The sequence below is a fragment of the Cupriavidus basilensis genome, assembly GCF_000832305.1.
Taxonomy (GTDB): domain Bacteria; phylum Pseudomonadota; class Gammaproteobacteria; order Burkholderiales; family Burkholderiaceae; genus Cupriavidus; species Cupriavidus basilensis_F.
Map to the genome: position 1 here is coordinate 3,444,219 of NZ_CP010537.1, position 22,961 is coordinate 3,467,179.

A 22,961-nucleotide genomic window follows, 5' to 3' on the forward strand; every position below is an offset into this window, starting at 1 on the left:
TATGAAAATCTTGCGAACAGTCGTTGCGATTGGCCTCACCACTCTGGTTTCGTTGGCCAGGGCCGGCGAAATCCGGCCTTACACACCACAGGTGTTCGACCAACTGACCCACGCGGGCAACCCCGTGGTCGTTGAGGTCAGCGCAACTTGGTGCCCGACCTGCAAGGCACAAAAGCCCGTCATCGAAGGCCTCCTGAAGCAGTCCGCCTACCAGGATGTAACGGTGCTGACCGTCGACTTCGACACCAACAAGGCCGCGCTGAAGAAGTTCAAGGTTGGCATGCAAAGCACGCTGGTGGCCTTCAAGGGCGCTTCGGAAGTCGGGCGGTCGGTTGGCGATACGACGCCTTCCGGCATCGAAAGCCTCATCAGGAAAACGGTCAATTGATGGAACTCGGTTTCGGCTCCTACGGATTTGGCTTTCTGGCCGGGCTCCTTTCAACGCTGTCGCCTTGCGTCCTGCCTCTTGTTCCCGTCCTGCTCGGGTCGGCAACAAGTATGCACCCGCGTGCACCACTCGCACTCGCCGGTGGTCTGGCCATTTCCTACGCAACTATCGGGACCCTGCTCGCCTGGGCCGGGACGGCCCTGAGCATCGACACCGGTGTTTTTCGTCTTCTGGGGGCGACGACGCTCGCCCTGCTGGGCGTCGTCCTGCTGTCAGGTAGCCTGCAGCAGCGCTTCGCCACCGCCACGTCGGGCCTGAGCGCCGCTGGCAGCAGCCTGATTTCCCTGGCACAACCTGACGGGCTGTGGGGCCAGTTCGCCATTGGCCTAATGTTGGGCGTGGTGTGGAGTCCCTGCGTGGGCCCCACCCTTGGTGCGGCTGTCGTGCTTGCCAGCCAGGGTTCGCATTTGCCGCAGGCCGCGCTGCTCATGGGCGTATTTGGAATCGGCGCGGCCTTACCCGTCGTAGCCTTGGCCTACGTTTCTCGTGGTGCCATGGTGAAAATGCGCGGCAACCTCATGCGGGCGGGAAAGACTGGAAAAATTGCGATGGGCGTCATCATGGTGGCCGTCGCCGGGCTTATGCTGAGCGGAACCGACAAGGCCATGGAGGCCTGGCTGGTGGACCATTCCCCTGCGTGGCTCACCGCATTGACCACGCGTTTCTAACCCTGATTCCTAAACATCTTCAAAGAGGCTTCCCGTGCGCAAACATCCAGTCAGCCTTCGCAGGCTCGCTACACTCGCTCTCAGCATCGCTTTCCTCAGCGCCGGCACGGCTATGGCAGCCCCGCTGAACGTACAGGCGACCATGGTTCCCAAGGAGCAAATCAAGCTCGATTTCAAGGACGGCACGGGACATTTCGTGCTGATGGTCAAAAGGGAAGGCACCGCTTCCGGTTCAGGCTTGCTCGATGGAGCACAAATCGTCGAATACGGACGTCACGACATCGTACCCGGCGTTTCCGGTGACCCGAGCGGCTACCTGGTTGCCACCAAGGGCGAGGGCAACGTGGCCTATATCAAGTGGACCGTCCGCGCCGTCTTCCTGCCCGGCAAGGACGGCAAGCCAGAAATTAACGACAACGGCTTCTGGGAGGTTGTCTCAGGCACCGGCAGCTTCAAGAGCCTGAAAGGCGCCGGAACCCTGCACATCAAGTCTGCCAATCCTACTGACCGCATCTTCATTCTGGACGGCCAGATGGTTGCCGCGCAGCAGTAAATGGACGCATGGACGCGTTTCTTTCATTCTCGGCGAACCGTTTTTCCCGATAGAAGCCTCTTAGTTTTCGAGGACGGTCCTCAACTGCTGACCGATAAAAGGAAATCGCCATGTTCTATGTGAAGAATGTCCCGAATTGGGAACGCACCCTGCGCGTCATCATGGGCCTGATGAGCCTGGGCTATGCCGTGATGAACTGGGGTGGTTCGAGCTTGGCCATCGGCCTGGGCATCACGGGCGCGATGCTGGCCATGACCGGCTTGTTCGGCTTTTGTCCCATGTGCGCGATGGTGGGTCGCAAACTGGACAAGAGGCAGTAGCCATGGCGGCGAGCGGAATCGAACGTGAAAACCTGATACTGGCCGCGCAGACGGGAGACCCGGCCGCCATCTCCCGTCTGCTGGCTGTCTGTCAGGCCGATGCGCGGCGCTATGCCTACAAGCACTGCCAGGCCAGCGATGTCGACGATGCCGTACAGGAGTCGCTGCTTATCATCTCGCGCAAGGTCAAAGGACTCAAGGCGGCGGCGGCGTTTTCTTCCTGGCTCTTCATGGTCATCAAGCGCGAATGCCGCAGGCTTGAGCGGATGATGTTCAAACACGACCCGCTGCCGGAGGATATTGCCGAGGAACTGCTGGCCCGCAGAAGTGACGATGCCCTCCGGGTTGACCTCGCCAATGCCCTCGAGTCCCTGCCCGCGCACTATCTGGAAGTTGTTCTGCTGCGCGATTTCGAAGAATTGACGATTGCCGAGATTGCGCAACGCCTGGGCGAGCCCCATGGCGCCATCAAGAGCCGGTTACATCGCGCACGGGAATTGGTGCGCGAATACATGCTGGGTCCGGATATCACCCCGCATCCGCCACCCGCTGGGCCGTGAGCAAGCGGAAGACCAGAGGCGAAAAATATGAGCACGCCCCCAACGGATGCAACTACAGTTCAATTGCGTTCGACACTGACCTGTCCGGCGTGTGGCCAGGCCGTCGAACTTGAAATGCCCACAGATGCGTGCCTCTTCTTTTACGAGTGCGAGGGCTGCCATATGCGGCTTCGTCCGTTGCCTGGCGACTGCTGGGTCTTTTGCAGCTACGGCTCCGTGAAGTGTCCGTCCATGCAGAGAGCTCGTCGCTGTTGCAGCGTCAGCGCGATATCAGAGGTGAGGCCGCAGTAAAGACCACGGTCGGATTGCCGCCGAAGAACATTGGGCCCAAGGCAGGGACGAATAGCGTTTCTGGAGGATGCGCAGCTCCCTCCCCAACAGGGATTGCTGGAGGTTTGGCCTCAACGTTCAGAAGCAATGAAGCTGACGCACCATCAGTCACCACGAGCCCCTCCTTCAAAGGTGCCGGCCAGCCACGCTGCCAGCGAGAATTGCGCCCAATCCCAGCCCAATCCCTAGGTAGAGGAGCCCGGCCAACAACAGCGGAGCAACGGACCCGACCAGCATTTTGGCCAGAGGCGTACTTGCTCCAAAGAGCAGAGCGGCGGCTAACGCAGGTGCGGCAGCGCGGATGGACATGTAGAAATCGGAGCAAGGAAGACAACATCTATTATCGCGCTAACTGCGGCGACCCCGGGGCACTCCAGCACTTGAAGCTCTTTCCTGCGCCCCCACGGCCATCAATGATGACGGCCATCCTCAGTAGTACCCAGGCCGTTTCCACAGGGGCCACTGCGCCCTCCCTCCGAAAGAATGGATGCCTTCCCTTAAGAAGCACTACAACCTCGAAGGTAAACTTGCCGGACATTCTAACACTCTCTAGAATGTCGAAATGAGAGAACTAAAGAACCACCTGTATGAGCAGGTAGCGCGCATCGGAAAAGCTATCGCCAGCCCCAAACGATTGGAGTTGATTGAACTCCTGTGCCAAGGGGAAAAGTCTGTCGAGACACTGGCTGTCCAGGCAGAAATCAGCGTGAAGCTGACGAGTGCGCATCTCAAGGAGCTTCGCAATGCAGGTCTAGTTGAGACCCGCAGGGACGGCAAATATGTGCTGTACCGCCTGGCAAGCACCAGCGTTGCTGACCTATGGGTGAACCTGCGGTCGGAAGCCGAAGAGCGGCTGGTGGACTTGCAGGTGGCGCTCGCGTCTATCGTCGACCACAGCGACGACTTGGAGGAGCTCGACCGGGCTGCCATCCTGAAGAAGGCCAAGGCTGGGGAAGTACTAATTCTTGACGTGCGGCCAGCCGAGGAATTCGCCGCTGCCCACTTGCCGCACGCTCGTTCGTTGCCGTTGAGCGAACTTAAGAAGAAGCTCGCTGCCCTCCCAAAGGACACGCCAGTGGTTGCCTATTGTCGAGGACCCTTCTGCCTGATGGCCAGGGACGCCGTCAAACTGCTGCGAAACAAGGGCTACCGCGCCTTCCACTTGGCTGATGGGGTAGCCGAGTGGCGCGCGCATGGGCTGCCTGTAGAGGCGTAGATTGACCATGAAGACTCTTGTCGTACTCAACGATGCTCCATATGGCAACGAACGTACTTACAACGGCACACGGTTGGCAGGGGCACTAGCTCGCCAGGAAGGCAACGAAGTCAGGGGCTTCCTCATGGGCGACGCGGCATTGGCTGCGCACCGTCACCAGAAGGTGCCAAGCGGCTTCTACAACCTCGAGGCGATGCTCGGCTCCGTTGTCAGCCACGCCGGTGTCATCGATGTCTGTGGCTCCTGCATGGATGCGCGCGGCATGACGGCGGAAGGCCTTATTGCAGGCGCTCACCGCAGCAATCTCGACGAGTTGATGCAATGGACCACCTGGTCCGACAAGGCGCTGGTGTTTTGACAAAGGAGTTCCGATGTTCTTCCGTCAGCGTCTCGCAGAGAACGCCACTCTTTCCTATTTCTTTGGCTGCGCTGGTATCGGCAAGGCCGTTGCCGTCGACGTGGTTGCCGGTGATGAGGACTGGTTCATCGCCGAAGCCAAAAACGCGGGCGTCGTGATTGCCCACGTCATCGACACACATGTGCATGCTGACCACTACTCTGGCAGCCCCGTGCTGGCGCGACGAGTCGGCGCGCCGTATTACCTGCACGAAAGCAACAAGACCCAGGTCGCGTTCGACTTCGCGCCCCTGACCGATGGACAGCGGCTTGAGGCGGGCAATGTGCTGGTCGACGTGTTGCACACTCCCGGCCATACACTCGACAGCGTCTGCTTGCTTGTACGCGACCTGCGCCGAGGCGACGAGCCTTGGTTTGTCATCACCGGTGACACGCTCTTCGTCGGCGCTGTCGGACGTCCGGACCTCGCTGGTCAAGAGCGAGAGATGGCCGCCCGGTTGTACGACAGCTTGCACCAGAAGCTCCTGACCCTGCCTGCCGACCTTGAGATTTACCCGGGACACCAGGCCGGTAGCGCCTGTGGCGCGGGGTTGTCTGGGAAGCCCGCATCCACCATCGGATTCGAGAAGCGCTTCAACCCGATGCTATCCATGTCGCGTGAGGCCTTTGTCGATGCTGTGACTGTCGACATCCCCCCGCAACCGCAAGACATGGCACGCATCATTGAGGCCAATCGGCATGGCATTGCGCCCGAGGTCGCGTGCCCTTGACCCCCTCTTCGATAGACTTCGGTATCCGCGCCAACCTGGGCCAGGTTCTACAGCAACTGCTTCAGGTCCTGCTGGTGGGGATGACCATTGGTATGATGCGCACCGTCGTACCGGCCCTGGCCGAGAGCGAGTTCGGTGTACCGCGTGGCTCGTTCATGCTGCTGGTGGCCTTCGTCGTCGCCTTTGGTTTCGTTAAAGGCGCCATGAACTTTATCGCTGGCCGTCTGGCTGAGCATATTGGCCGCCGGCGTGTGCTGCTCATTGGCTGGCTGGTCGCACTGCCGATTCCTCCACTGGTCTATTTCGCTCCAACGTGGGGCTGGATTGTTTTAGCGACCGTCCTGCTAGGCGTCAATCAGGGCCTGACGTGGTCGATGACACAGACCGCCAAGCTCGACATCACGCGGGCTGACCAGCGTGGCTTAGTCATCGGCCTCAACGAGTTCTCCGGATACATGGGGGTGGCAGTTGCGGGAATCGTCACTGGGTATGCCGCGTCTTGGCTCGGGCCGAGAAATGGGCTGTTATGGTTCGGCGCCGCAGTGATTGGACTGGCGACGCTACTCGCCTGGCTAGCGGTAGTGGAGACCATGCCTTGGGCCCATGCCGAGGTCAAGAAACACGCCAAAGGCGCGTCACCGACGATGCTACGCCCGCGCTATCCCGCCGGTGTCAGCGAACAGCCCTCCACCTTCGAAATGTTCGCTCTGATGACCTGGCGCGACCGAAGAATGGCCGCATTGTGCCAGGCCGGCCTGGTGGAAAAATTCGTCGATGCATTGGTCTGGGCCCTCTGGCCGGTCTATCTGCACCAGAAGGGAGTCAGTTTGCCCGGCATCGGCTGGATTGTCAGCGTTTATGGATTCACTTGGGGCGGCGCCCAGTTCCTTACCGGCAGCTTTTCTGACAAGGTGGGACGCAGACACCTCAATGTCTGGGGCATGTGGGTGTGCGGAACTGGCGTGGCCATGCTACCGATGGGGAGTGGCGCGGTTTGGTGGAGTGTTTCTGCTGCGCTCGCCGGACTGGGCATGGCCATGTTGTACCCCAATCTGAGCGCCGCAGTCGCTGACATCGCGCACCCGAGTTGGCGGGCATCCGCCATCGGTATCTACCGCTTCTGGCGGGACCTTGGCTACGGCATCGGTGCGCTCGGCCTGGGTGCCGCCGCAGCGCTCGGCGGCAGCGTGGAGAGTGCCTTCTGGTTCGTTGCCGTCGCCATGGGCCTGTCTGGCCTTGTGCTCTACCACTGGGGCGAAGAAACGCATCCGCGCCTCAACCCTTCCCCCTAACGGCAAACGTTACAAGCCTAGAAAGAGACGCCAATCAAGAGAAGTTTGAGAACATTTTGTGAATACGATGCCAAATTCTGCAAACGTCGACCGGATTCTCTTCGGTTTTAATAAGTTAGATTTCTTGGATGCCCACTGGCTGCGTGAACGCATGGCAGCAGCAGAATTGGAGTTCGACCCCGATTTGGGGATACGCATCAAGGACATCTTCCCGGAACTACAGTTCACGCCGGAATGGCTGGCACAGGCCTGGTCCCTTTATGCGCGATTTGCAAGACCTTACAAACCAAAGCCAGCACGTAATGAACTCGCCTTCCTACTCTTCATACTCGGCCTCAAGGTTGGCTGGCCAATGCACACGCAATTCTCTCAGGAAGTTTGGGAGCTAGCCATGAAGGACGGCACTGCGCTCGCGCAGAAAATTCTGACGATTGTCTTCATTTTTCATGAGAATTCCGGCCGCTTGCCTTAATTAAATATCGGCTAGACACGATGTTTACTCCTACCCGAACGTAGTGTCTCGAAGGTCCGTCGGCATCGCATCGGCAACCATGGCCGCGAGCAATCTTTGAGGCATCCCTCCGTGTAGATCTCAAAGCAGCACGCGCAAAGCGGGACTGCCAATGCATGCCTCGTGAGCATGACGCCCGCTGCCCTCGACACAGTCATCCACCGAGATGCTGCGGTGCACGTACAATTGCGCCAACGAAAAGCTGGATATTTGAAAATGAAGCGACTTGCAATCATCGTAGCGCTCGGCGGCGCGCTGCTCGCTGTGACGTCTACGGCTCAAGCGCATGTGAACGTCGACATTGGCATCGGCGTACCCGGTGTAATCTATGCTGAACCTGCGCCGGTCTATGTGGCTCCGCCTGTGTATGTTGCACCGCAGCGGGTGTATGTCCCTCGACCGGTTGTCGTAGCGCCAGCTCCCGTGTATGCCCCTTACTGGCGGGGACGCGATGACGACGACGACCAAGGCGAGCGCAGGTGGCGCGGGCGTGGCCACGGGGAGCATGGTCACGGGGAGCACGGCCGACACGGACACGACGACTAGTAGTGGACAATCGCAGGCAGCATGGCATCAGGCAGTCATCGCGTTAATCTGACCTGCCGGGGCGGGTCACGCTCGGGTGAGAGCCGAGCCCTCAAGCTTGCGGTTGCCGCGTCGGCATGCTTGCTGCAGCAGCGACTTGCTCGACCACCAATGCAGAATTGTGCTGGATTGATTCGTCCCTCGCAGGCACAGCTGCGCGTGCCTCTAAACCGCACACCAAATCCTGGTTGCCAACGGACATAAGACTCCGGATCGATTCCTCGATTTGCCCCGCCATCGACGGCGTGGCAATTTCCTGCAGTATCCCAAGGAATTTTCCGAACACCACCTCGACGGAAGCTGGGTCCGTTGCTTCGATGAGCCACCTCCTGACAGGATGGTCCGTCGTGCCGAACGCTCAGGCCATTGCGTCCGTGAGATACATCCTGGCCGTGGCAAGTGGCCGCATTTGGAGGGGCGCTTCGGACTTTGCGGATAAAGGCGGCACTTCCGCAGACGACTGAACAGCAGGCTCGTCATTGGCTTCGCTGACTGTTCGGATGAAGCCCGCATGCAGCAATTGGAACACTGCACTCGCATCTAGTCCGAGTTCCCCGGCGGGGGTCGCCCCGGCGTGTCATCCATTGCCATGCCAGGCGACATACTCCCGGCACCTACGCCCTGCGGACAGATTTGGATACAAAATCCTGGGGCGACTCCGTCAACGAACATTCCGCTCCTCTCGTTTTTGTTGGCAACTGCCTCTGACTTTTCACGCCAGCCTGTCCTGCGGCGAGGTCCATTCAGGTAGGCAGTAATCAAAGAGGATATGTAACCATGAGGAAGATTGTTTCGCTCGCCATCCTGGCGGCGGCCGCCGCAGTTGCATCCGCCGGCGCGCACGCTCATGTGAATGTTGGTGTCGGCATCGGCCTCCCGCTACCCTTCGTAGCTGCGCCGGTGTATGCCCCCGCTCCTGTCTACGCTCCGCCGCCAGTGGTAGTCGAGTCGCAACCTGTGGTCGTTGCTCCTGGATACTATGACGATTGGCGCGAGCGAGCCTGGCGGGAACGCCAGTGGCGTGAACAGCGCTGGAGAGAGCATGAGTGGCGGGAGCGTCACCGCGAGTGGCATCGCTGGCACGATGACGAGGACTGACCTCTGGGTGCTGCAGGCAATCCCGTATTGCGAATTATTATTCGTTTTCGATATGCTATGCGGCCATCCAATACTGAAGTGGAGACCTTCCATGCTGCGGATTTCCTTGCTCGTCCTCGCGGGCGTGTTCTCGACAGGCGCATTCGCCGGCGCCAAATGCGCCGCGCATCCCAAAGCCGAATGGATGAAGGAAGCCGATGCCAAAGCGAAGATTGAGGCGCAGGGCTACAACATCAAGAAGTTCAAAGTAGATGGCAACTGCTATGAAATCTATGGCACCACGAAGGAAGGCAAGAAGGCCGAGATTTACTACGACACCAAGACGCTGGATGTCGTGAAATCGGAAATCGAGAAATAACGATAGCCGGTTGAGCTCAACATGGTGACAAGCACCGCGTCGGTACGCGTCTGGGATATGGTGGTTCGTCTAACCCATTGGAGCGTAGCGACGCTTGTGCTGTGGAACTTGTTCGAGGACTCCGGCGGACCGCTGCATCGCGCCGCCGGATATGTTGTCACGGGCCTCGTCCTGTTTCGTATCCTCTGGGGCTTCATTGGCACGGAGCCTGCACGGTTTTCTACTTGGGTCCCCACGCCCTCCCGGGTCATCACGGACCTCGCAGAAATCATTGCCCGCCGACCAACACGGCATCTAAGTCATACACCGCTCGGTGCTTTGATGATGCTCACGATGTGGACGCTCATCCTTGCTCTCGCGGTAACGGGCTGGATGTCGAGGCTAGACGCGTTCTGGGGCGAGGACTGGCCGAAGGATGTGCACGGGCTACTCGCGGATATCTTGATGGTACTGATAGCGGTACACGTCATTGCCGCCATCGCCATGGGCAAGGTTCACAAAGAGAACCTCATCGTCGCCATGCTGACTGGTCGCAAACGACGGGACGAGGACCCTGAGGACCCAGCTCTTTAGGCTCGCGAACAACCCGCATATGCTCGCAATCCCAACTTCATTTGGCCAGTTGGCGGCGTCAGCCTGCCTCCAGCGGAGGGGGAAATTGGGACCGAGGGCAGCCGGGGGAGACAAGGATTGGGGCTTGCTCCTGGCCCGGCGGAGGATGGTGGCAAGGGTGACCTTCAGCAGGACAGCGAGGTCGGAGGTATCAAGGTAATTGGACAATGGTTGCATGCATAGCATAGCGAACCAGTTTTACTACTGAGGCTACGGGGTGGGCTAGTGGCCGACCGCGCTGAAGCGATATGCGAGGTCCGTCTAAATCGATTTGGACGCGCCGTTCCGCGACCCTAGTAAGCCGGCAGTGAATAAAACAACGAAACGAATGACAAATACATAGCCGCAACCCTTGCCCAGCAAGGGCCGCAGCCAGACTCAGCAGTGCAAAACACTTATCTGTTTGCGCGTTCCGCCGTTATGTTTTTTTCGTTGCCATTTTCGCCAGGCGCGAAAAGCCGCGCCTACCCCAGATACTTGAACAGGTTCATCCCCTGGATCTGCATGAACGACTGCTGCGCCGCCTGCAGCGAAGTCTGGCGCTGGTAGTACTCGGTCATGGCCGAATAGTAATCCAGGTCCTGCAGGCCCGAGAGCGTCTCGGTGTAGTTCAGCCCGCGGTTGGTGCCGATGGTGTTGAGCGCATCGAGCTCATTCATGCGCGAGCCGACCGAGGTCTGCACCGTGCTGACGTTGTCCAGCGAGTTGGCCATCTGGCGGTTTGCCGTGGACAGCGCGTTGGCCAGCGTGGCGCGGTCGGCGGTGGTGACGATCGGCTGCTTCAAGGCGTTGATGACGCTCTGCAGGTTGGCAAAGATGTCGGTGCCTGCTTGCTTCGCGGGTTGCAGGTTGACGACATCGCCATCCTTGGGCGTGCCCTTGATCGACAGCGAGAGCCCGCCGACCGAGATGCCGGCGCCGTCCACATAGTCCACCGGGGCGCCAACGGCGGCCGGCGGCGCGGCGCTCTGGTCCATTACCTGGTACTGCATCTTGCCGGTGACGGCATCGGTGGCGAAATTGAGCGATAGGCTGTGGCCGTACAGCGCATTGGTCGGATCCGTCACCGAGATCGCGCTGAACTCGCCGGTGCCCGTATTGGCGCTGGGCGAGGAGGCAACGTAGGTGGCGGTGGACTGCACGCTCATGAAGATCGCGTTGCCGTTGTCGTTGGTGGGCATCTGACGGGCAACGTCGACCTGCAGCAGTTGCTGGCCGGTATCGCCGCCATAGACCACCGCGCCGCTGCCGTTCTTCGCGAACGGCGGCGTGGACGACTGGTAACCCGCGAACAGGAACTGGCCGTTGCCGTCGTCGGCGTTGGACAGGCCGAGCAGCTGGTTGTATGAGTCCTGCAGCGCCGAGGCGACCGAGGCGCGGTCGGCATCGCTCATGGTGCCGTTGCCGGCCTGCACCACCAGCGTCTGGATGTTCTGGACGGTGGTGACGACGCTGTTGAGCGAATTCAGCTCCATCGACAGGTTGGTGTTGGCCTGTTTGCGGGACGTGGCGTACTGGTTGTTGACCGCACTGGATTGCGAGACCACCAGCGCCCGGGTGGCGCCCACCGGGTCGTCGGACGGGGTCAGGATACGGCGCCCGGTGCCGAGCTGTTGCTGTACATGCAGCAACGAGCCTTGCTGGCTGTTCATCGAGGCCAGGCCGAGTTGGTAGAGCGTGGAGCTTGCGACGCGCATGTCTGTTCCTTTGGGAGATCCGGGTATTCAGAAGCGATCAGCGGCCGATACCGATGATGGTATCGAACAGCGTGGTGGCAGTCTGGATGACCTTGGCGTTCGCCTGGTAGAGCTGCTGGAAGCGCAGCATGGAGACCGTTTCCTCATCCATGTTCACGCCGGAGATGCCTTGCTGCGCCGTCTGCACCTGGGTAGTGACGCTGTCCTGCGACGTCGATGCGATCTGGACCGACTTGGCGCGGCTGCCGACGTCGTTGACCAGCTGCGCGAAGGCGTCGTTGTAGCTCGACACGCCGCCGATGGTCTTGGTGGTTTGCAGCTTGGCCAGCGCGAGCGCGTTGCCGTTGTCGGAAACGCCGCTCAGGTTGGGCGCCAGCGTGAAGCTGTCGCCGGTCTTGGGCGTGCCGTCGAAGCTGACGGTGACACCGTTGAACGCGTATTGCGTTGCAGTGCCGCTGGGGGTCGGGCCGCTGGTGGGCACGACCGGAGCACCGGTCGCATCGGTGAAGACGTAGTTGGCGCCGTTGAACTTGGCCGTGATCGTGGTAGCGGGCAGGCTGAAGCCTTGCGCAACATTGCTGACCTTGGCCGTGCCGGTACCGGTGTTGGTGGTGCCTGCGCTGACGCGCAGCGGGCCCGCGGCGGCGATCTTGGCGGGGTCGGTAATGGCCATGTCCATGCTGGCGGCCACATTGCGGGTCGGCTGGATCTGGTAGGAATCATTGGCCGACATCGCCGTCGGGATCTTGACGTCCACGCCGTCCGCCGACAGCGTCAGCGGATAGGTGGCGGTGGCGCCCGCCTGGGTGGCCACGACCGTGTTGTCCGACATGCGCGTGAGCGAATAGTTGGTGCCGTCGTAGGTCAGCGTGTAGTCGCTGGTGGTCAGCAGCGACGTATTGCTGATGCTGGCCGATACCAGCGAGGTGCCGGTATTCGAGCTCTTGGGCAGCGTGACGGGCGTGCCGAGCTTGAACAGGTTGCCGCCGATCTGGCCGGTCAGGTCCACGCCGAGCTTATGCTGGTCGTTGAAGGTCTGGGCCAGCGTCACCGACAGCCGCCCGATGGCGTTCTGCGCTGGATCCAGCGACTCGGTGCGGAACTTGAGCAAGCCGCCGACGGAGCCGCCGGTGAGGGTGCTTTCGTCCATCTCGGTCACGTTGCCGTTGGCCTGCGTGTAGGCGATCGTGATACGCGACGGATCGGCCGACGATTGCACCGCCTTCAGGTCATAGGAGTTCGAGCCCATCACCAGGGGCTGGCCGTTGCCGACGAACACGTTGTAGGTGTTGTCCTGCGGCACCACCTTGACGCCTACCAGCTGGGTCAGCTGCGAGACCATCTGGTCGCGCTGGTCGAGCAGGTCGTTGGGCGGCTGGCCGCCGCCGGCAGCGGTAGCCCGCGTGATCTGGTCGTTGAGCTTGGCAAGCTGCTGGGAGTAGGCGTTGATCTGCGTCACCGAGCTCTGCAGCTGGGTATTGACGCCATCGCGCAACTGCTGGAAGTAGGAGTTGGCGGCGCGCACCTGCCCGGTGAGCGATTGCCCGGCATTGATCATGTTCTGGCGCGCGGCCGGATCCGCCGGCGTATCCGATACGCCTTGCACGGCGGCGAAGAACTTCTGCATCAGCGGTGCGATGCCACCCGTCTGGTCGGCCAGCAGGTTGTCGATCTGGCCGATCTGGCTGGAGTACGTCGAGAGCTGGGCGCTGGCGGACTGGGCGTTGCGCAGCTGGCCGGTCAGGAACTCGTCGTAGACGCGGACCACCGAGGTCGTGTTGGAACCTTGGCCGAAGAAGCCGCTGCTGGTGTACTGGCCACCTGCGGACGCGATGAGGGTGTTCTGCCGCGTATAGCCTGCCGTGGCGGCATTGCTGATATTGTGGCCAACCGTCGTCAACGCGTTCTGCGCCGTGTTCAGGCCGGAAAGTCCGATATTGAAGAGAGACATGCTCTAACCCCGCATCTGGTGGCTGCCGTGTGCCTGACCCGGCGATCCGTGCACCGTGGCCGCTTGTCGCGAAGCCTTCGATGCCGGTTCGCCGCTGCCGGACATGGACGGCGGTGAATGATGTAAGTAACGGCAGAAGTACAAGGAGACTTTAGTGCGCGGCGCCGACAATTTGCATCCGGCCGGCCTGCGCCCTGCCAGGGCGCGGCATGCGCTCAGACGGGCACTTTCCGCATGATCCGGACCAGCTTTTCACCGTAAGCCGGATCCGTGGCGTAACCGGCACGCTGCAGCCCCCGGGCGGCGTCGTCCGGCGTAGCCGCGGCCAGCACCTCGGCGTAGCGCGGGTTGTTGCTCAGCAAGCGGCCGTAGTCGGCAAAGGCTTCGTCGTACGAGCCGTATGCGCGGAAACGCGCGCGCACCTTTTGCGGCTGGCCGTCGACATATTCGGTGGTGGTGATTTCCGCGACCTGGCCCTTCCAGTTGGCGCCCGCCTTGATGCCGAAGACATTGAAAGTGGTGCTGCCGTCCGGGTAGGCAATCTCGCGCCGGCCCCAGCCGGATTCGAGCGCGGCCTGACCCAGGATCAGCTTGGCCGGCACGCCGGTGGCGCGCGCCGCGGATTGCGCCGGCCCCGCCATGCGGGAGACGAAGGCGCTAATGTGGGCCGGCGTGTCTTCGGGCAACACGGCGTTGCCGCCCTGCCAGGCCCCGGTGTCCTGCGACTGGTACTGACGCAAGCCCGCGGTGGGGTTCCAGCTGGTGCCGGCCACCACGCTGCCCGCACGCGGCGCGTCCGCGTCGCCATTGCGCATGTCCAGCGTGCGCGCAAGGCCGGGGGCCGCGTCGTCCATGCCCGCCTGCACGGCGGCCTGCTTCGCGGCCGCGCCGGCGAGCTCGGGCGGCAGGCCCGCGCCGCTGGCGCGCGCGAGCTGGCGCACCATGACGTCGGCCAGGCCGATGCCGCGCGTGGACATCTGCTGGGACAGCTGCTGGTCCATCATCGACATGTACAGTTTGGTCTGCTCGTTGTCGAACAAACCGTCCTGCGGCGTGGCGTCGCGCATGCTCTTGAGCACCATCTGCGTGAACACCGCCTCGAACTGGCGCGCGGCGGTGCGCAGCGTTTCCGGGGTGGCGCCGGTACGGGCACTTTGCTTGAGGCCTTCGAAGCCCTGCGTATCCAGGGCGAAGCGTTGCGAGAGTTCGGCCTGTGCGGCCACGCGGCTGGCTGACATGATCAGATGATCTCGAGGTCGGCGCGCAGCGCACCCGCGGCACGCATGGCTTCAAGGATGGTCTGCAGGTCGGCCGGCGTCGCGCCCAGCGCGTTCAGGCCCTTGACCACCGCGGCCAGCGAGGCGCCTGCCTTGACCATCTGCAGCGCGCCGCCTTCTTGCTTCATGTTGATCTGCGAAACCGGCGCCACCACCGTCTGGCCGCCACTGAATGGCGCCGGCTGGCTGATCACCGGCTGCGTATTGATCACCACCGACAGATTGCCATGCGCCACCGCGCAGTCGTCCACCGTCACGGCCTGGTTCATCACGATCGAGCCGGTACGCGCATTGAGGATGACCTTGGCGGCGGCCTTGGCGCGCGTGACCTCGATGTTCTCGATGCGTGCCATGAAGCCTACCCGCGCGCTCGGGGCCGCGGGCGCGCGCACCTGCACCACCCGGCCGTCCAGCGCGCTGGCTACGCCGCCGCCCATCGCGCGATTGATCGCCTCGACAACGCGTTCGGCCGTGCCATAGTCGGTTTCACGCAGCTCCAGGTTCAGGATGCCGCCTTCAGGCTGGAACGCAGGCACCGCGCGCTCCACGATGCCACCATTGGCGATGCGGCCCACCGCCAGCTGGTTGACCTGCACCTTGCTGCCGTTGGCCGACGCGCCCGCGCCGCCCACCAGCATATTGCCCTGCGCGATCGCATAGACCTGGCCGTCGGCGCCCTTGAGGGGCGTCATCAGCAAGGTGCCGCCACGCAGGCTCTTGGCATTGCCCATCGACGACACCACCACATCGAGCTGGCTGCCGGGCCGCGCGAATGGCGGCAGCGTGGCGGTGACCATCACCGCGGCCACGTTCTTGAGCTGCATGTTCTTGCCCGCCGGCAGGGTGATGCCGAGCTGCGAGAGCATGTTGGTCAGGCTCTGCGTGGTAAACGGCGTCTGCATGGTCTGGTCGCCGGTGCTATCCAGCCCCACCACGAGCCCATAGCCCACCAGCGGGTTGTCGCGCACGCCCTGGAAGTTGGCCAGGTTCTTCAGCCGTTCCGCGTGCGGCGCGCCTGCTAGCAGGCCCAGCGTCAGCGCCAGGAAAAGAGCGCGGACGAAGCGGCTGCGCGAGGCGGGGAGCGAAGACAGGGACATGACGCGGTCAGTGATCAATACGGTGAAACATTGAGGAAGAAACGCTGCAGCCAGCCCATGTTCTGCGTCTCGTCGATATAGCCCTTGGCGGTGTACTCGATGCGTGCGTCGGCCACCTGCGTGGACGGCACCGCGTTGTCGCCGGTGATCGTGCGCGGATTGACCACCCCGGAGAAGCGGATGTATTCCGCGCCCTGGTTGATGGCCATCTGCTTTTCGCCGGAGACGATGAGGTTGCCGTTGGCCAGCACTTCCAGCACGGTCACGGTGATGGTGCCGTTGAACGTGTTGGTGGCGCTGGCGCCGCCGCTGGCCTTGAGCGCATTGGCGCCGCTCATGGTTGCGTTCTGGGCGCTGCTGAACAGCCCGCCAAGCGCCCTGGGCACCGCGTCGAAAGCCAGCGCGCTGTTGGACGTGCGGCTGGCGTTGGTGCCGGAGTTCTTGCTGGCGTTGACGTTCTCGCTGATCACGATGGTGAGGATGTCGCCCACGTTGCGCGGCCGGCGATCCTCGAACAACGGATTGCCCGCGTACGACGACTGGTAGATCGATCCGCTCGCCGGCGCCGGCGCGCGCACCTCTGCCCGCGCGGAGGTGGGCAGCTGGACCAGCGGCTCGCGCGGCATCATCGCGCAACCTGTCGCGAAGCAGCAAAGGGCAAGCGCGCCCAGGCGAGTCAGCGAGGCAATCATGATCATCCCAGCTGGGTCAGGCGCTGCAGCATCTGGTCGGAGGTCTGCACAGCCTTGCTGTTGATTTCGTAGGCGCGCTGGGTCTGGATCATGCTCACCAGCTCTTCGACCACGTTCACGTTGGACGCTTCGACGTAGTTCTGCTGCAACGTGCCGGAGCCGTTCAGGCCAGGCACCGTGGTGTTCGGCGCGCCCGACGCATCGGTCTGCACGTACAGGTTCTCGCCCAGGCTTTCCAGGCCGGCCGGGTTCGCAAAGGTAGCCAGTTGCAGCTGGCCGACCTGCACGTTGGCGCTTGAACCGGGCTGGGTCACCGAGACCACGCCGTCGCGTGCGACCGTCAGCGCCGTGTAGTTGGCCGGCAGGGTAATGGCGGGCTGGATCACGAAACCGCTGGACGTCACCAGCTGGCCGTTCTGGTCCGTCTGGAACGAGCCATCGCGCGTGTAGGCGGTGGTGCCGTCGGGCATCGTGACCTGGAAGAAGCCCTGGCCGATCACGGCCACGTCCTTGCTGTTGCCGGTCTGCTGCGGATTGCCCTGGGTATGGATGCGCTCGGTAGCCACGGGGCGCACGCCGGTGCCCAGCTGCAGGCCGGACGGCAGCGTGGTCTGGTCCGAAGACAATGCGCCGGGCTGGCGCACGGTCTGGTACATCAGTTCCTCGAACACGGCACGCCCACGCTTGAAGCCGTTGGTGGAGACGTTGGCCAGGTTGTTCGAGATCACGTCCATCTGCGTTTGCTGCGCATCGAGGCCGGTCTTGGCAATCCAGAGAGAGCGGATCATGTTTGTCCTCACAAGGCTGCCGCGAGCCGCGGCAGCACATCAATTCAAAGTTCAGTTATTCGAGAGCAGTTGATTGGCGCGCTGATCGTTGGTGTCAGCGCCCTGGATCATCTTCATCTGCATCTCGAAGCGGCGGGCGTTGGCGATCATGTCGACCATCGCCTCCACCGGGTTGACGTTGCTGCCTTCGATCGCGCCGGAAACGACGCGGATGTTGGCGTCAACCTGCAGCGGCTGCGCGCCGGGGCGCAGCCGGAACAGGCCATCGTCGCCTCGGGCGATCGAATCGGGCGGTGGATTGACCAGCCGCAGCTTGCCCACCTGGGCCAGGCCCGCTGAGGTCTCGCCAGGGCCGCGCGCGGTGATCGTGCCATCGCTGCCGATGGTGATCTGCGCGCCCGGCGGCACCGCGATCGGGCCGCCGTCGCCCATCACCTGCAGGCCGGTGCTGGTAACCAGCTGCCCGTCGGCGGACACCTGCAGCGAGCCGGCGCGGGTATAAGCCTCCGTGCCGTCCGGTGCCTGCACCGTCAGCCAGCCGTTGCCCTGCAGCGCCACGTCCAGCGGACGCTCCGTGTAGGTCAGCGGGCCGGCCTTGAAGTCGGCGCCAGGCGTGGAGGCCAGTGTGAATGCGCGCGTTGGCGAGGCTTGCCCCACCACCGGCACCGCGCGGAACATATTGACCTGCGCGCGAAAGCCCGGCGTGGAAGTATTGGCCAGGTTGTTGGACACCGCGGCCTGCTGGTCGAGCGTCTGCTTGGCCCCCGACAGGGCGGTATAGATCATGCGGTCCATGGCGTCCCTTTAGTTCCCGTGCGTGCGGCTCGTCTTGCCAACGCTGCGCATTACAGGTTGACCAGCGTCTGCATGACGGTGTCCTGCGCCTTGATGGTCTGCGCGTTGGCCTGGTAGTTGCGCTGCGCCACGATCAGGCTGACCAGCTGGCCGGACAGGTCCACGTTGGATGCCTCCACCGCATTGGACTTGAGCGTGCCAAGGCTGCCGCCGGCCGCGCCGACCACGGCCTGGCCCGATGCGCCGGTCGCGGACCACACATTGTTGCCCTCCGGCTTCAGGCCCTGCACGTTGCCGAAGCCGGCCATCACGACCTGGCCCAGCCCCTGGGTCTGCTGGTTCGAGTAGCTGCCAAGGATGGTGCCATCCGGCTGGATCGCGAAGCCGAGCAGGCTGCCCGCGGTATAGCCGTTCTGCACAGGCGGCTTGGTGTCGTTGGCGCCGGCGAACTGCGTCGTGCCGGTCAGGTCCATCGCGATGGCCAGGGGTGCCGCACCGTTGGCGGCGGCAATGTTGATGGCGGTGGTAGCGCCGGCGGCCGGCGACTGCAGCGTGCCCTTCGAGTCGAACTTGAGCGTGATCGGCGCGCCAACCACGTTGCCCGCCGCATCGGTCAGGTTCATCGTCCAGTCGGTGCCGCCGCCGCCCGCTGCCGGGAACGTGCCCGCGCCGGGCGTGCCCGTGGAGAAGTACGCGGTGAGCTGCTTGGCGTTGCCCAGCGAGTCATAGACGGTGACGCCGGAGCTGTAGTTGAACATGCTCGACGTCGGCAGCGCGGCCGGGGTGCTGGCGAACGGCGTGGTCGGCACGGTGCTGCCGGAGTTCAGGTTGAAGGAAATGCCGAGGGTGGTGGTCGCCTTGGCGGCCATGGTGGTGTTCGGCACCACCAGCGGCTGCGGCTGCACAGCGCCGCCGCCCGTCGTGCCAGCCGGGTAGCCGGTCAGTTTCAGGCCTTGCGCGTTGGTGATGCTGCCGTCCTGCTGGCGCTGGAACTGGCCATTGCGCGAGTAGAACACCGAGCCCGAGGAATCGGCCAGGCGGAAGAAGCCGTTGCCATTGGTAATGGCCACATCGAGCGCGCTGCCGCTCGATTCGATATTGCCCTGGTTGAACGACTGCACCACCGAATTCACGGTCGTGCCCAAGCCGATCTTGGTACCGGCGTACACGTCGGCGAACTGCGCAGTCGATTGCTTGTAGCCGACCGTGTTGGCGTTGGCGATGTTGTTGCCGATGACGTCCAGATTCGATGCGGCGGCATTGATGCCGCTTACCCCTTGACCGAAACCCATGATTTTCTCCTAGTTACCTGACATCCTGCCGGCGCGTCTCGCGCGTGGCCACGTGATTAAAGAATGCGGCGAACGCCGTCGACCGGTGCGGTGCGGCCGCCGCCGATGTCGACCAGCACGCCCGTGGAGTCACCGCTGATGCTGTTGACCTTGCCGTAGACCAGCGCGACCGGCACGACATCCTTGCCGTTGGCGGTCGCGGCGACCTTGAAGCTGTAGTCGCCGTCGGCGACCGCAACGCCTGCATCGTTCTTTCCATCCCAGGCAATGTCGTGCACGCCGGCGGTCTGGCCCTTCATGTCGATGTTGCGCACCACGTTGCCGTTCGCGTCGACCACCTGGACCGTGACCGCGTCGGCGGTCGACGGCAGGTCCACGCCGATCTGGCCCGGCACGCCGCTGGCCACCGTGGTGGCATTGCCCGGCACCATCACGGTGTGGCCGATCAGCGCTGCCGAATCCATCGCGCGGCTGGCGCTGACTTGCGACAGTAGCGAGTTCAGCGTGGTGTTCAAGGTCTGCATGCCGCTCACCTGGCTGATCTGCGCCAGCTGCGAGGTCAGCTGCGAGTTGTCCATCGGGTTGAGCGGATCCTGGTTGTTCATCTGCGTAACGAGCATCGTCAGGAAGCTGTTCTGCAGGTCGGCGGCGGAGGCGCTGCCGCTTTGCAGGGTATTGGCGATCCCGGCGGCGCTGGTGCTGCTGCCTGTGGAGGAAGTCGTGGTCATTGCGTATCCCGGTTTTACTGACCGATGGTCAGCGTCTTGAGCATCATGTTCTTGGCGGTGTTGAGGACTTCCACGTTGGCCTGGTAGGAACGCGAGGCCGAGATCATGTTGACCATCTCCTCCACCGGGTTAACGTTTGGCATCGTGACGTAGCCGTCGGCATTGGCCAGCGGATGCGTGGGGTTGTGCACCATGCGCGGGGGCGACGGATCTTCCATCACGCCCTCCACCTGCACGCCGCCCACGTCGTTCTGGCCCGGTGTGGCGGCAAGGCCGAACACCACTTGCTTGGCGCGGTAAGGCTGGCCGTTGGGGCCGACCGCGCTGTCGGCATTGGCCAGGTTGGACGCGGTCACGTTCATGCGCTGCGACTGCGCGGCCATGGCCGAACCGGCGACTTCGAAGATGTTCATTGCTGGCATGGCGTGCTCACTGCTGGATAGCCGACAGCATGGTCTTGATCTTAGCGCTCATCACGGTCAGCCCGGATTCGAAGTGCACCGCATTGTCGGCAAAGGCGACGCGCTCGGTGTCCATCTCGACGGTATTGCCATCGATGCTCGACTGCATCGGGATGCGGTAGTCGAGTTGCATCTTCTCGGCGAACGCAGACGTCACGCCCGGCAAGTGGCGCACCGAGGTGGTGGACAGCGACACGCCTTCGGCTTGCTTTGTGCGTTCGACGCTTTGCGCCAGCGTGCTGGAGAAATCGAAGTCGCGCGCCTTGTAGCCGGGTGTATCGGCGTGAGCGATGTTGGAGGCAATCACCGATTGCCGCTGGGTCCGCAAGCTCAGCGCCTCTTGTTGGAAGCGCAATGCCGCATCGAGTCTGTCAATCATGTCTGTGTCTCGCTGGAGGGGGAGAGCAACGAAGGTCGACCTTCTTCAGGTGTGCCATCTTAGGGGCGGCCCCGCCATGCCAATCGCGCGAATAGGGCAAAGAAAACCGCGCATTTCGACTCGAGCAAGAACGCGGGGCTGCCTACAATAGGACCCGTTGACACGCACGCGGCACCCGCCTTCGCGGTGCGGCCCGCGTCGTTTCCTTGCCTGGATGTACACATGACCCCTCGTTTCCGGGCCGCCGCGGCGCGCGCCCTGCTCTGCGTGCTGGCCGCCGGCGGCACGCTGCCCGGCAGCGCCGGCGCGGCGCAGCCCTCGCCGTATCCCGAAGACCCCGTGCGCGCCGCGGTCGAACAATTTCTTGAACGCCAGACGGCCGGCCTGCCCGGCAAGGCCAGCATCCAGGTAGTACCGCCTTCGGGCGGGCGCGCGCCGGATTGCCCGCTGCCCGAGCCGTTCCTGCCGCCGGGCGCGTCCCCGTGGGGCCGGGTCTCGGTCGGCGTGCGCTGCGCTGGCGAGCGCCCCTGGACCCGCTACGTGCAAGCGCGCGTGTCGGTGGTGGCCGACTACTATGTGGCCAGGCGCAACCTGATGCCCGGCGAGGCCATTGATGCAGCCGATATGGAAGTCCGCCAGGGCGACCTGGCGTCGCTGCCGCGTGCGGTGGTGACGGATCCCGCACAGGTGAGCGGCGCGGTAGCGGCCAACCGCATTGCCATGGGCTCGCCAATGCGGATGGATCTGCTGAAGAAAGCCATTGCCGTACGCCAAGGCCAGAACGTGACGGTGCTGGTGGAAGGCGATTCGTTCCAGCTCAGCAGCGAAGGCAAGGTCATGGCCGAGGCTGCGGTGGGCAACAACGTCCAGGTGCGGCTCAAGAACGGTCAGGTGGTCAATGCGCTGGTGCGCAACGGCGACACGGTGGTGCTTCAGCAATAGGGAATCGGTGGCGAAGCCTGGAGTTGCGTACGCGTCTCATAGGCCTGCGCATGAGACAATATCGCGCGCTCCGGGGCCGGAAATGCGGCGCCATGGTGCCGCAATTCGCCCTAAAGTTTCGCCCGAAGCCTCCGATAAGCCAAAGGTACCCAGCAAGGAATCATCGTGAAGATCAATCAGACCACCTCGTCAAGGCCGAGCGACGCCATCGACGGCGCCGTGCGCAGCGTGGCCGGCGCCCCCGGATCGACGGCCGCCCCGGAAACGTCCAGCGTGCGCGTCAGCAGCCCCCTGTCGGCCCAGGTGCGCGAGATCGGCGCGCGCATGGTGGAAGACCATGACGACGATATCGACACCGCCAAGGTCGAAGAGATCCGTCAGGCCATCTCCGAAGGCCGCATCAAGATCGACCCAAGCAAGATCGCCGACGGGCTGCTCGCGTCCCTGCGCGAACTCAACGGCGGCGCCTGACACCGCGGCTTGCTACGGGCCGCATCGCCAACCCCACCCTAAGATAGGCAAGCCATGAGCCAGTCCCTGATCCAGAACCTGCGCCGCGAAACCGAGCTCGCGCAAGCGTTCGCCACCGTACTAGGCGAAGAAAGAAGCCTGATTAAGGCCGGCGATTACCAGGCCCTTGCCGGGCTGCTGGAACGCAAGGTGGAACTGGCCGGATTGCTGGGCGCCCTGACGCGCGCGCGCGAGGCGCAGATGGGCGCCCTGGGGATTCGCACCGGCGCGGGCGGCCAGCTGTTCGGGCGCCAGATCGATCCGTCGGTGGAAGCCGCATGGCGGACGCTGGTGTTTGCGGCACGCACTGCAAGCGACGCCAATGCGCTGAATGCCGCGGTTGTGGATGCGCATCTCGAATTCACCGAGGAAGCGATCCTGGCATTGCGGCAACGGGGTGACAACACGACGCTGTATGGGCGCGACGGGCGCGCGCAGACCGGGCCGCAAGGGGTCAGTCTGGCAACGGGTTGAATTAAGCAGCAGTTGAGCCGGGTAGATTGTGGCGTCTCGTTCTTGCGAGTGCCCGCCCTCTCCCCCGGCCCCTCTCCCACAAGTGGGAGAGGGGAGCAAACCAGCGGGAACAGAAGACGATTCGGTGTAGCCGCGCGACCGGCCACCAGGCGGTGAACACCCCAGCGCGATGCGAAGCGGTCTCTTGACGTTGAAGTTAA

At 63.0% G+C, this 22,961-nt stretch carries 28 protein-coding genes and 1 pseudogene; 17 read left to right on the forward strand and 12 right to left on the reverse strand.

Going from position 1 to position 22,961, the window contains the following annotated elements; genetic code table 11:
- Position 1: 1 nt before the first annotated feature.
- The 6 genes from RR42_RS35605 to RR42_RS41390 all read left to right on the forward strand — a co-directional run bounded on the left by RR42_RS35605 (position 2) and on the right by RR42_RS41390 (position 2,840).
- Positions 2-388 (forward strand): thioredoxin family protein, encoded by a 387-nt coding sequence (locus RR42_RS35605; RefSeq protein ID WP_043356964.1) that lies wholly within the window; start codon positions 2-4, stop codon positions 386-388.
- Positions 388-1,116 (forward strand): cytochrome c biogenesis CcdA family protein, encoded by a 729-nt coding sequence (locus RR42_RS35610; protein WP_043356966.1) that lies wholly within the window; start codon positions 388-390, stop codon positions 1,114-1,116. Before RR42_RS35605 ends, RR42_RS35610 begins: the two co-directional genes overlap by 1 nt.
- A gap of 112 nt (positions 1,117-1,228) precedes the next feature.
- The gene (locus RR42_RS35615) at positions 1,229-1,669 is read left to right on the forward strand and encodes a hypothetical protein (RefSeq protein WP_043356968.1); all 441 of its coding nucleotides are present in this window, start codon (positions 1,229-1,231) and stop codon (positions 1,667-1,669) included.
- 110 nt (positions 1,670-1,779) lie between these two features.
- Positions 1,780-1,989, forward strand: a complete 210-nt coding sequence (locus RR42_RS35620; RefSeq protein ID WP_043356970.1) for a YgaP family membrane protein — start codon at positions 1,780-1,782, stop codon at positions 1,987-1,989.
- 2 nt (positions 1,990-1,991) lie between these two features.
- Complete coding sequence (locus tag RR42_RS35625) at positions 1,992-2,549, forward strand: RNA polymerase sigma factor (RefSeq protein ID WP_043356971.1); 558 nt, start codon at positions 1,992-1,994, stop codon at positions 2,547-2,549.
- A gap of 27 nt (positions 2,550-2,576) precedes the next feature.
- Complete coding sequence (locus tag RR42_RS41390; RefSeq protein ID WP_082055234.1) at positions 2,577-2,840, forward strand: GDCCVxC domain-containing (seleno)protein; 264 nt, start codon at positions 2,577-2,579, stop codon at positions 2,838-2,840.
- Positions 2,841-2,949: 109 nt separating this feature from the next.
- On the opposite strand, the pseudogene RR42_RS39290 reads toward RR42_RS41390, so the two are convergent.
- Positions 2,950-3,188 (reverse strand): annotated as a pseudogene (locus tag RR42_RS39290) (EamA family transporter); the annotation flags it as partial.
- Positions 3,189-3,441: 253 nt separating this feature from the next.
- Here RR42_RS39290 and RR42_RS35630 point away from each other — a divergent pair.
- The 8 genes from RR42_RS35630 (at position 3,442) to RR42_RS35670 (ending at position 9,639) form a co-directional block, all read left to right on the forward strand.
- A complete protein-coding gene (locus RR42_RS35630) occupies positions 3,442-4,095 on the forward strand; it encodes an ArsR/SmtB family transcription factor (protein WP_043356972.1) in 654 nt (217 codons plus the stop codon).
- Between the two features lie 7 nt (positions 4,096-4,102).
- Positions 4,103-4,453, forward strand: coding sequence for a DsrE/DsrF/TusD sulfur relay family protein (locus RR42_RS35635; protein WP_043358518.1), 351 nt, complete (start codon positions 4,103-4,105; stop codon positions 4,451-4,453).
- A 13-nt stretch (positions 4,454-4,466) separates the two neighbouring features.
- Entirely contained in the window at positions 4,467-5,222 is a 756-nt protein-coding gene (locus RR42_RS35640; RefSeq protein ID WP_043356974.1) for an MBL fold metallo-hydrolase, read from the forward strand.
- Entirely contained in the window at positions 5,219-6,514 is a 1,296-nt protein-coding gene (locus RR42_RS35645) for an MFS transporter (protein WP_082055235.1), read from the forward strand. The genes RR42_RS35640 and RR42_RS35645 overlap by 4 nt, the downstream gene beginning before the upstream one ends.
- A 58-nt stretch (positions 6,515-6,572) precedes the next feature.
- The gene (locus RR42_RS35650) at positions 6,573-6,986 is read left to right on the forward strand and encodes a hypothetical protein (RefSeq protein ID WP_144410052.1); all 414 of its coding nucleotides are present in this window, start codon (positions 6,573-6,575) and stop codon (positions 6,984-6,986) included.
- A gap of 1,401 nt (positions 6,987-8,387) precedes the next feature.
- Positions 8,388-8,708 (forward strand): hypothetical protein, encoded by a 321-nt coding sequence (locus RR42_RS41395; protein ID WP_082055237.1) that lies wholly within the window; start codon positions 8,388-8,390, stop codon positions 8,706-8,708.
- A gap of 91 nt (positions 8,709-8,799) precedes the next feature.
- Positions 8,800-9,066 carry a PepSY domain-containing protein gene (locus RR42_RS35665; RefSeq protein WP_043356983.1) on the forward strand — a complete coding sequence of 89 codons (267 nt, stop codon included), beginning with the start codon at positions 8,800-8,802 and terminating at the stop codon, positions 9,064-9,066.
- 21 nt (positions 9,067-9,087) lie between these two features.
- Positions 9,088-9,639: a cytochrome b/b6 domain-containing protein gene (locus RR42_RS35670; protein ID WP_043356985.1), complete on the forward strand. Its 552-nt coding sequence runs from the start codon at positions 9,088-9,090 to the stop codon at positions 9,637-9,639.
- A gap of 503 nt (positions 9,640-10,142) precedes the next feature.
- On the opposite strand, the gene flgL is transcribed toward RR42_RS35670, so the two are convergent.
- The 11 genes from flgL to flgB form a co-directional block, all read right to left on the reverse strand.
- Positions 10,143-11,375 (reverse strand): flagellar hook-associated protein FlgL, encoded by a 1,233-nt coding sequence (flgL, locus tag RR42_RS35675; RefSeq protein ID WP_043356987.1) that lies wholly within the window; start codon positions 11,373-11,375, stop codon positions 10,143-10,145.
- Between the two features lie 37 nt (positions 11,376-11,412).
- The gene (gene flgK, locus RR42_RS35680; RefSeq protein ID WP_043356990.1) at positions 11,413-13,326 is read right to left on the reverse strand and encodes a flagellar hook-associated protein FlgK; all 1,914 of its coding nucleotides are present in this window, start codon (positions 13,324-13,326) and stop codon (positions 11,413-11,415) included.
- Positions 13,327-13,541: 215 nt separating this feature from the next.
- On the reverse strand, positions 13,542-14,564 hold the full coding sequence (gene flgJ / locus RR42_RS35685; protein WP_043356992.1) for a flagellar assembly peptidoglycan hydrolase FlgJ: 1,023 nt from the start codon (positions 14,562-14,564) through the stop codon (positions 13,542-13,544).
- Positions 14,565-14,566: 2 nt separating this feature from the next.
- Positions 14,567-15,700, reverse strand: a complete 1,134-nt coding sequence (locus tag RR42_RS35690) for a flagellar basal body P-ring protein FlgI (protein WP_043358519.1) — start codon at positions 15,698-15,700, stop codon at positions 14,567-14,569.
- A 14-nt stretch (positions 15,701-15,714) separates the two neighbouring features.
- On the reverse strand, positions 15,715-16,398 hold the full coding sequence (gene flgH / locus RR42_RS35695; protein WP_043356994.1) for a flagellar basal body L-ring protein FlgH: 684 nt from the start codon (positions 16,396-16,398) through the stop codon (positions 15,715-15,717).
- Positions 16,395-17,180: a flagellar basal-body rod protein FlgG gene (gene flgG, locus RR42_RS35700; protein WP_043356996.1), complete on the reverse strand. Its 786-nt coding sequence runs from the start codon at positions 17,178-17,180 to the stop codon at positions 16,395-16,397. The genes flgH and flgG overlap by 4 nt, the downstream gene beginning before the upstream one ends.
- Positions 17,181-17,231: 51 nt before the next feature.
- On the reverse strand, positions 17,232-17,975 hold the full coding sequence (gene flgF, locus RR42_RS35705) for a flagellar basal-body rod protein FlgF (RefSeq protein WP_043356997.1): 744 nt from the start codon (positions 17,973-17,975) through the stop codon (positions 17,232-17,234).
- Positions 17,976-18,025: 50 nt separating this feature from the next.
- Positions 18,026-19,267 (reverse strand): flagellar hook protein FlgE, encoded by a 1,242-nt coding sequence (gene flgE / locus RR42_RS35710; protein ID WP_043356999.1) that lies wholly within the window; start codon positions 19,265-19,267, stop codon positions 18,026-18,028.
- Between the two features lie 56 nt (positions 19,268-19,323).
- Positions 19,324-19,995: a flagellar hook assembly protein FlgD gene (locus RR42_RS35715; RefSeq protein ID WP_043357001.1), complete on the reverse strand. Its 672-nt coding sequence runs from the start codon at positions 19,993-19,995 to the stop codon at positions 19,324-19,326.
- 14 nt (positions 19,996-20,009) lie between these two features.
- Positions 20,010-20,417 carry a flagellar basal body rod protein FlgC gene (flgC, locus tag RR42_RS35720; protein WP_006162655.1) on the reverse strand — a complete coding sequence of 136 codons (408 nt, stop codon included), beginning with the start codon at positions 20,415-20,417 and terminating at the stop codon, positions 20,010-20,012.
- A gap of 7 nt (positions 20,418-20,424) precedes the next feature.
- Positions 20,425-20,835, reverse strand: a complete 411-nt coding sequence (flgB, locus tag RR42_RS35725; RefSeq protein WP_043357003.1) for a flagellar basal body rod protein FlgB — start codon at positions 20,833-20,835, stop codon at positions 20,425-20,427.
- 222 nt (positions 20,836-21,057) lie between these two features.
- Here flgB and flgA point away from each other — a divergent pair, with 222 nt between their 5' ends.
- From flgA to RR42_RS35740, 3 genes are all read left to right on the forward strand, one after another.
- Positions 21,058-21,777, forward strand: a complete 720-nt coding sequence (gene flgA / locus RR42_RS35730) for a flagellar basal body P-ring formation chaperone FlgA (protein WP_043357005.1) — start codon at positions 21,058-21,060, stop codon at positions 21,775-21,777.
- Positions 21,778-21,942: 165 nt separating this feature from the next.
- Positions 21,943-22,248, forward strand: a complete 306-nt coding sequence (flgM, locus tag RR42_RS35735; protein WP_043357007.1) for a flagellar biosynthesis anti-sigma factor FlgM — start codon at positions 21,943-21,945, stop codon at positions 22,246-22,248.
- Positions 22,249-22,302: 54 nt separating this feature from the next.
- The gene (locus RR42_RS35740) at positions 22,303-22,761 is read left to right on the forward strand and encodes a flagella synthesis protein FlgN (protein ID WP_043357008.1); all 459 of its coding nucleotides are present in this window, start codon (positions 22,303-22,305) and stop codon (positions 22,759-22,761) included.
- Positions 22,762-22,961 lie beyond the last annotated feature (200 nt).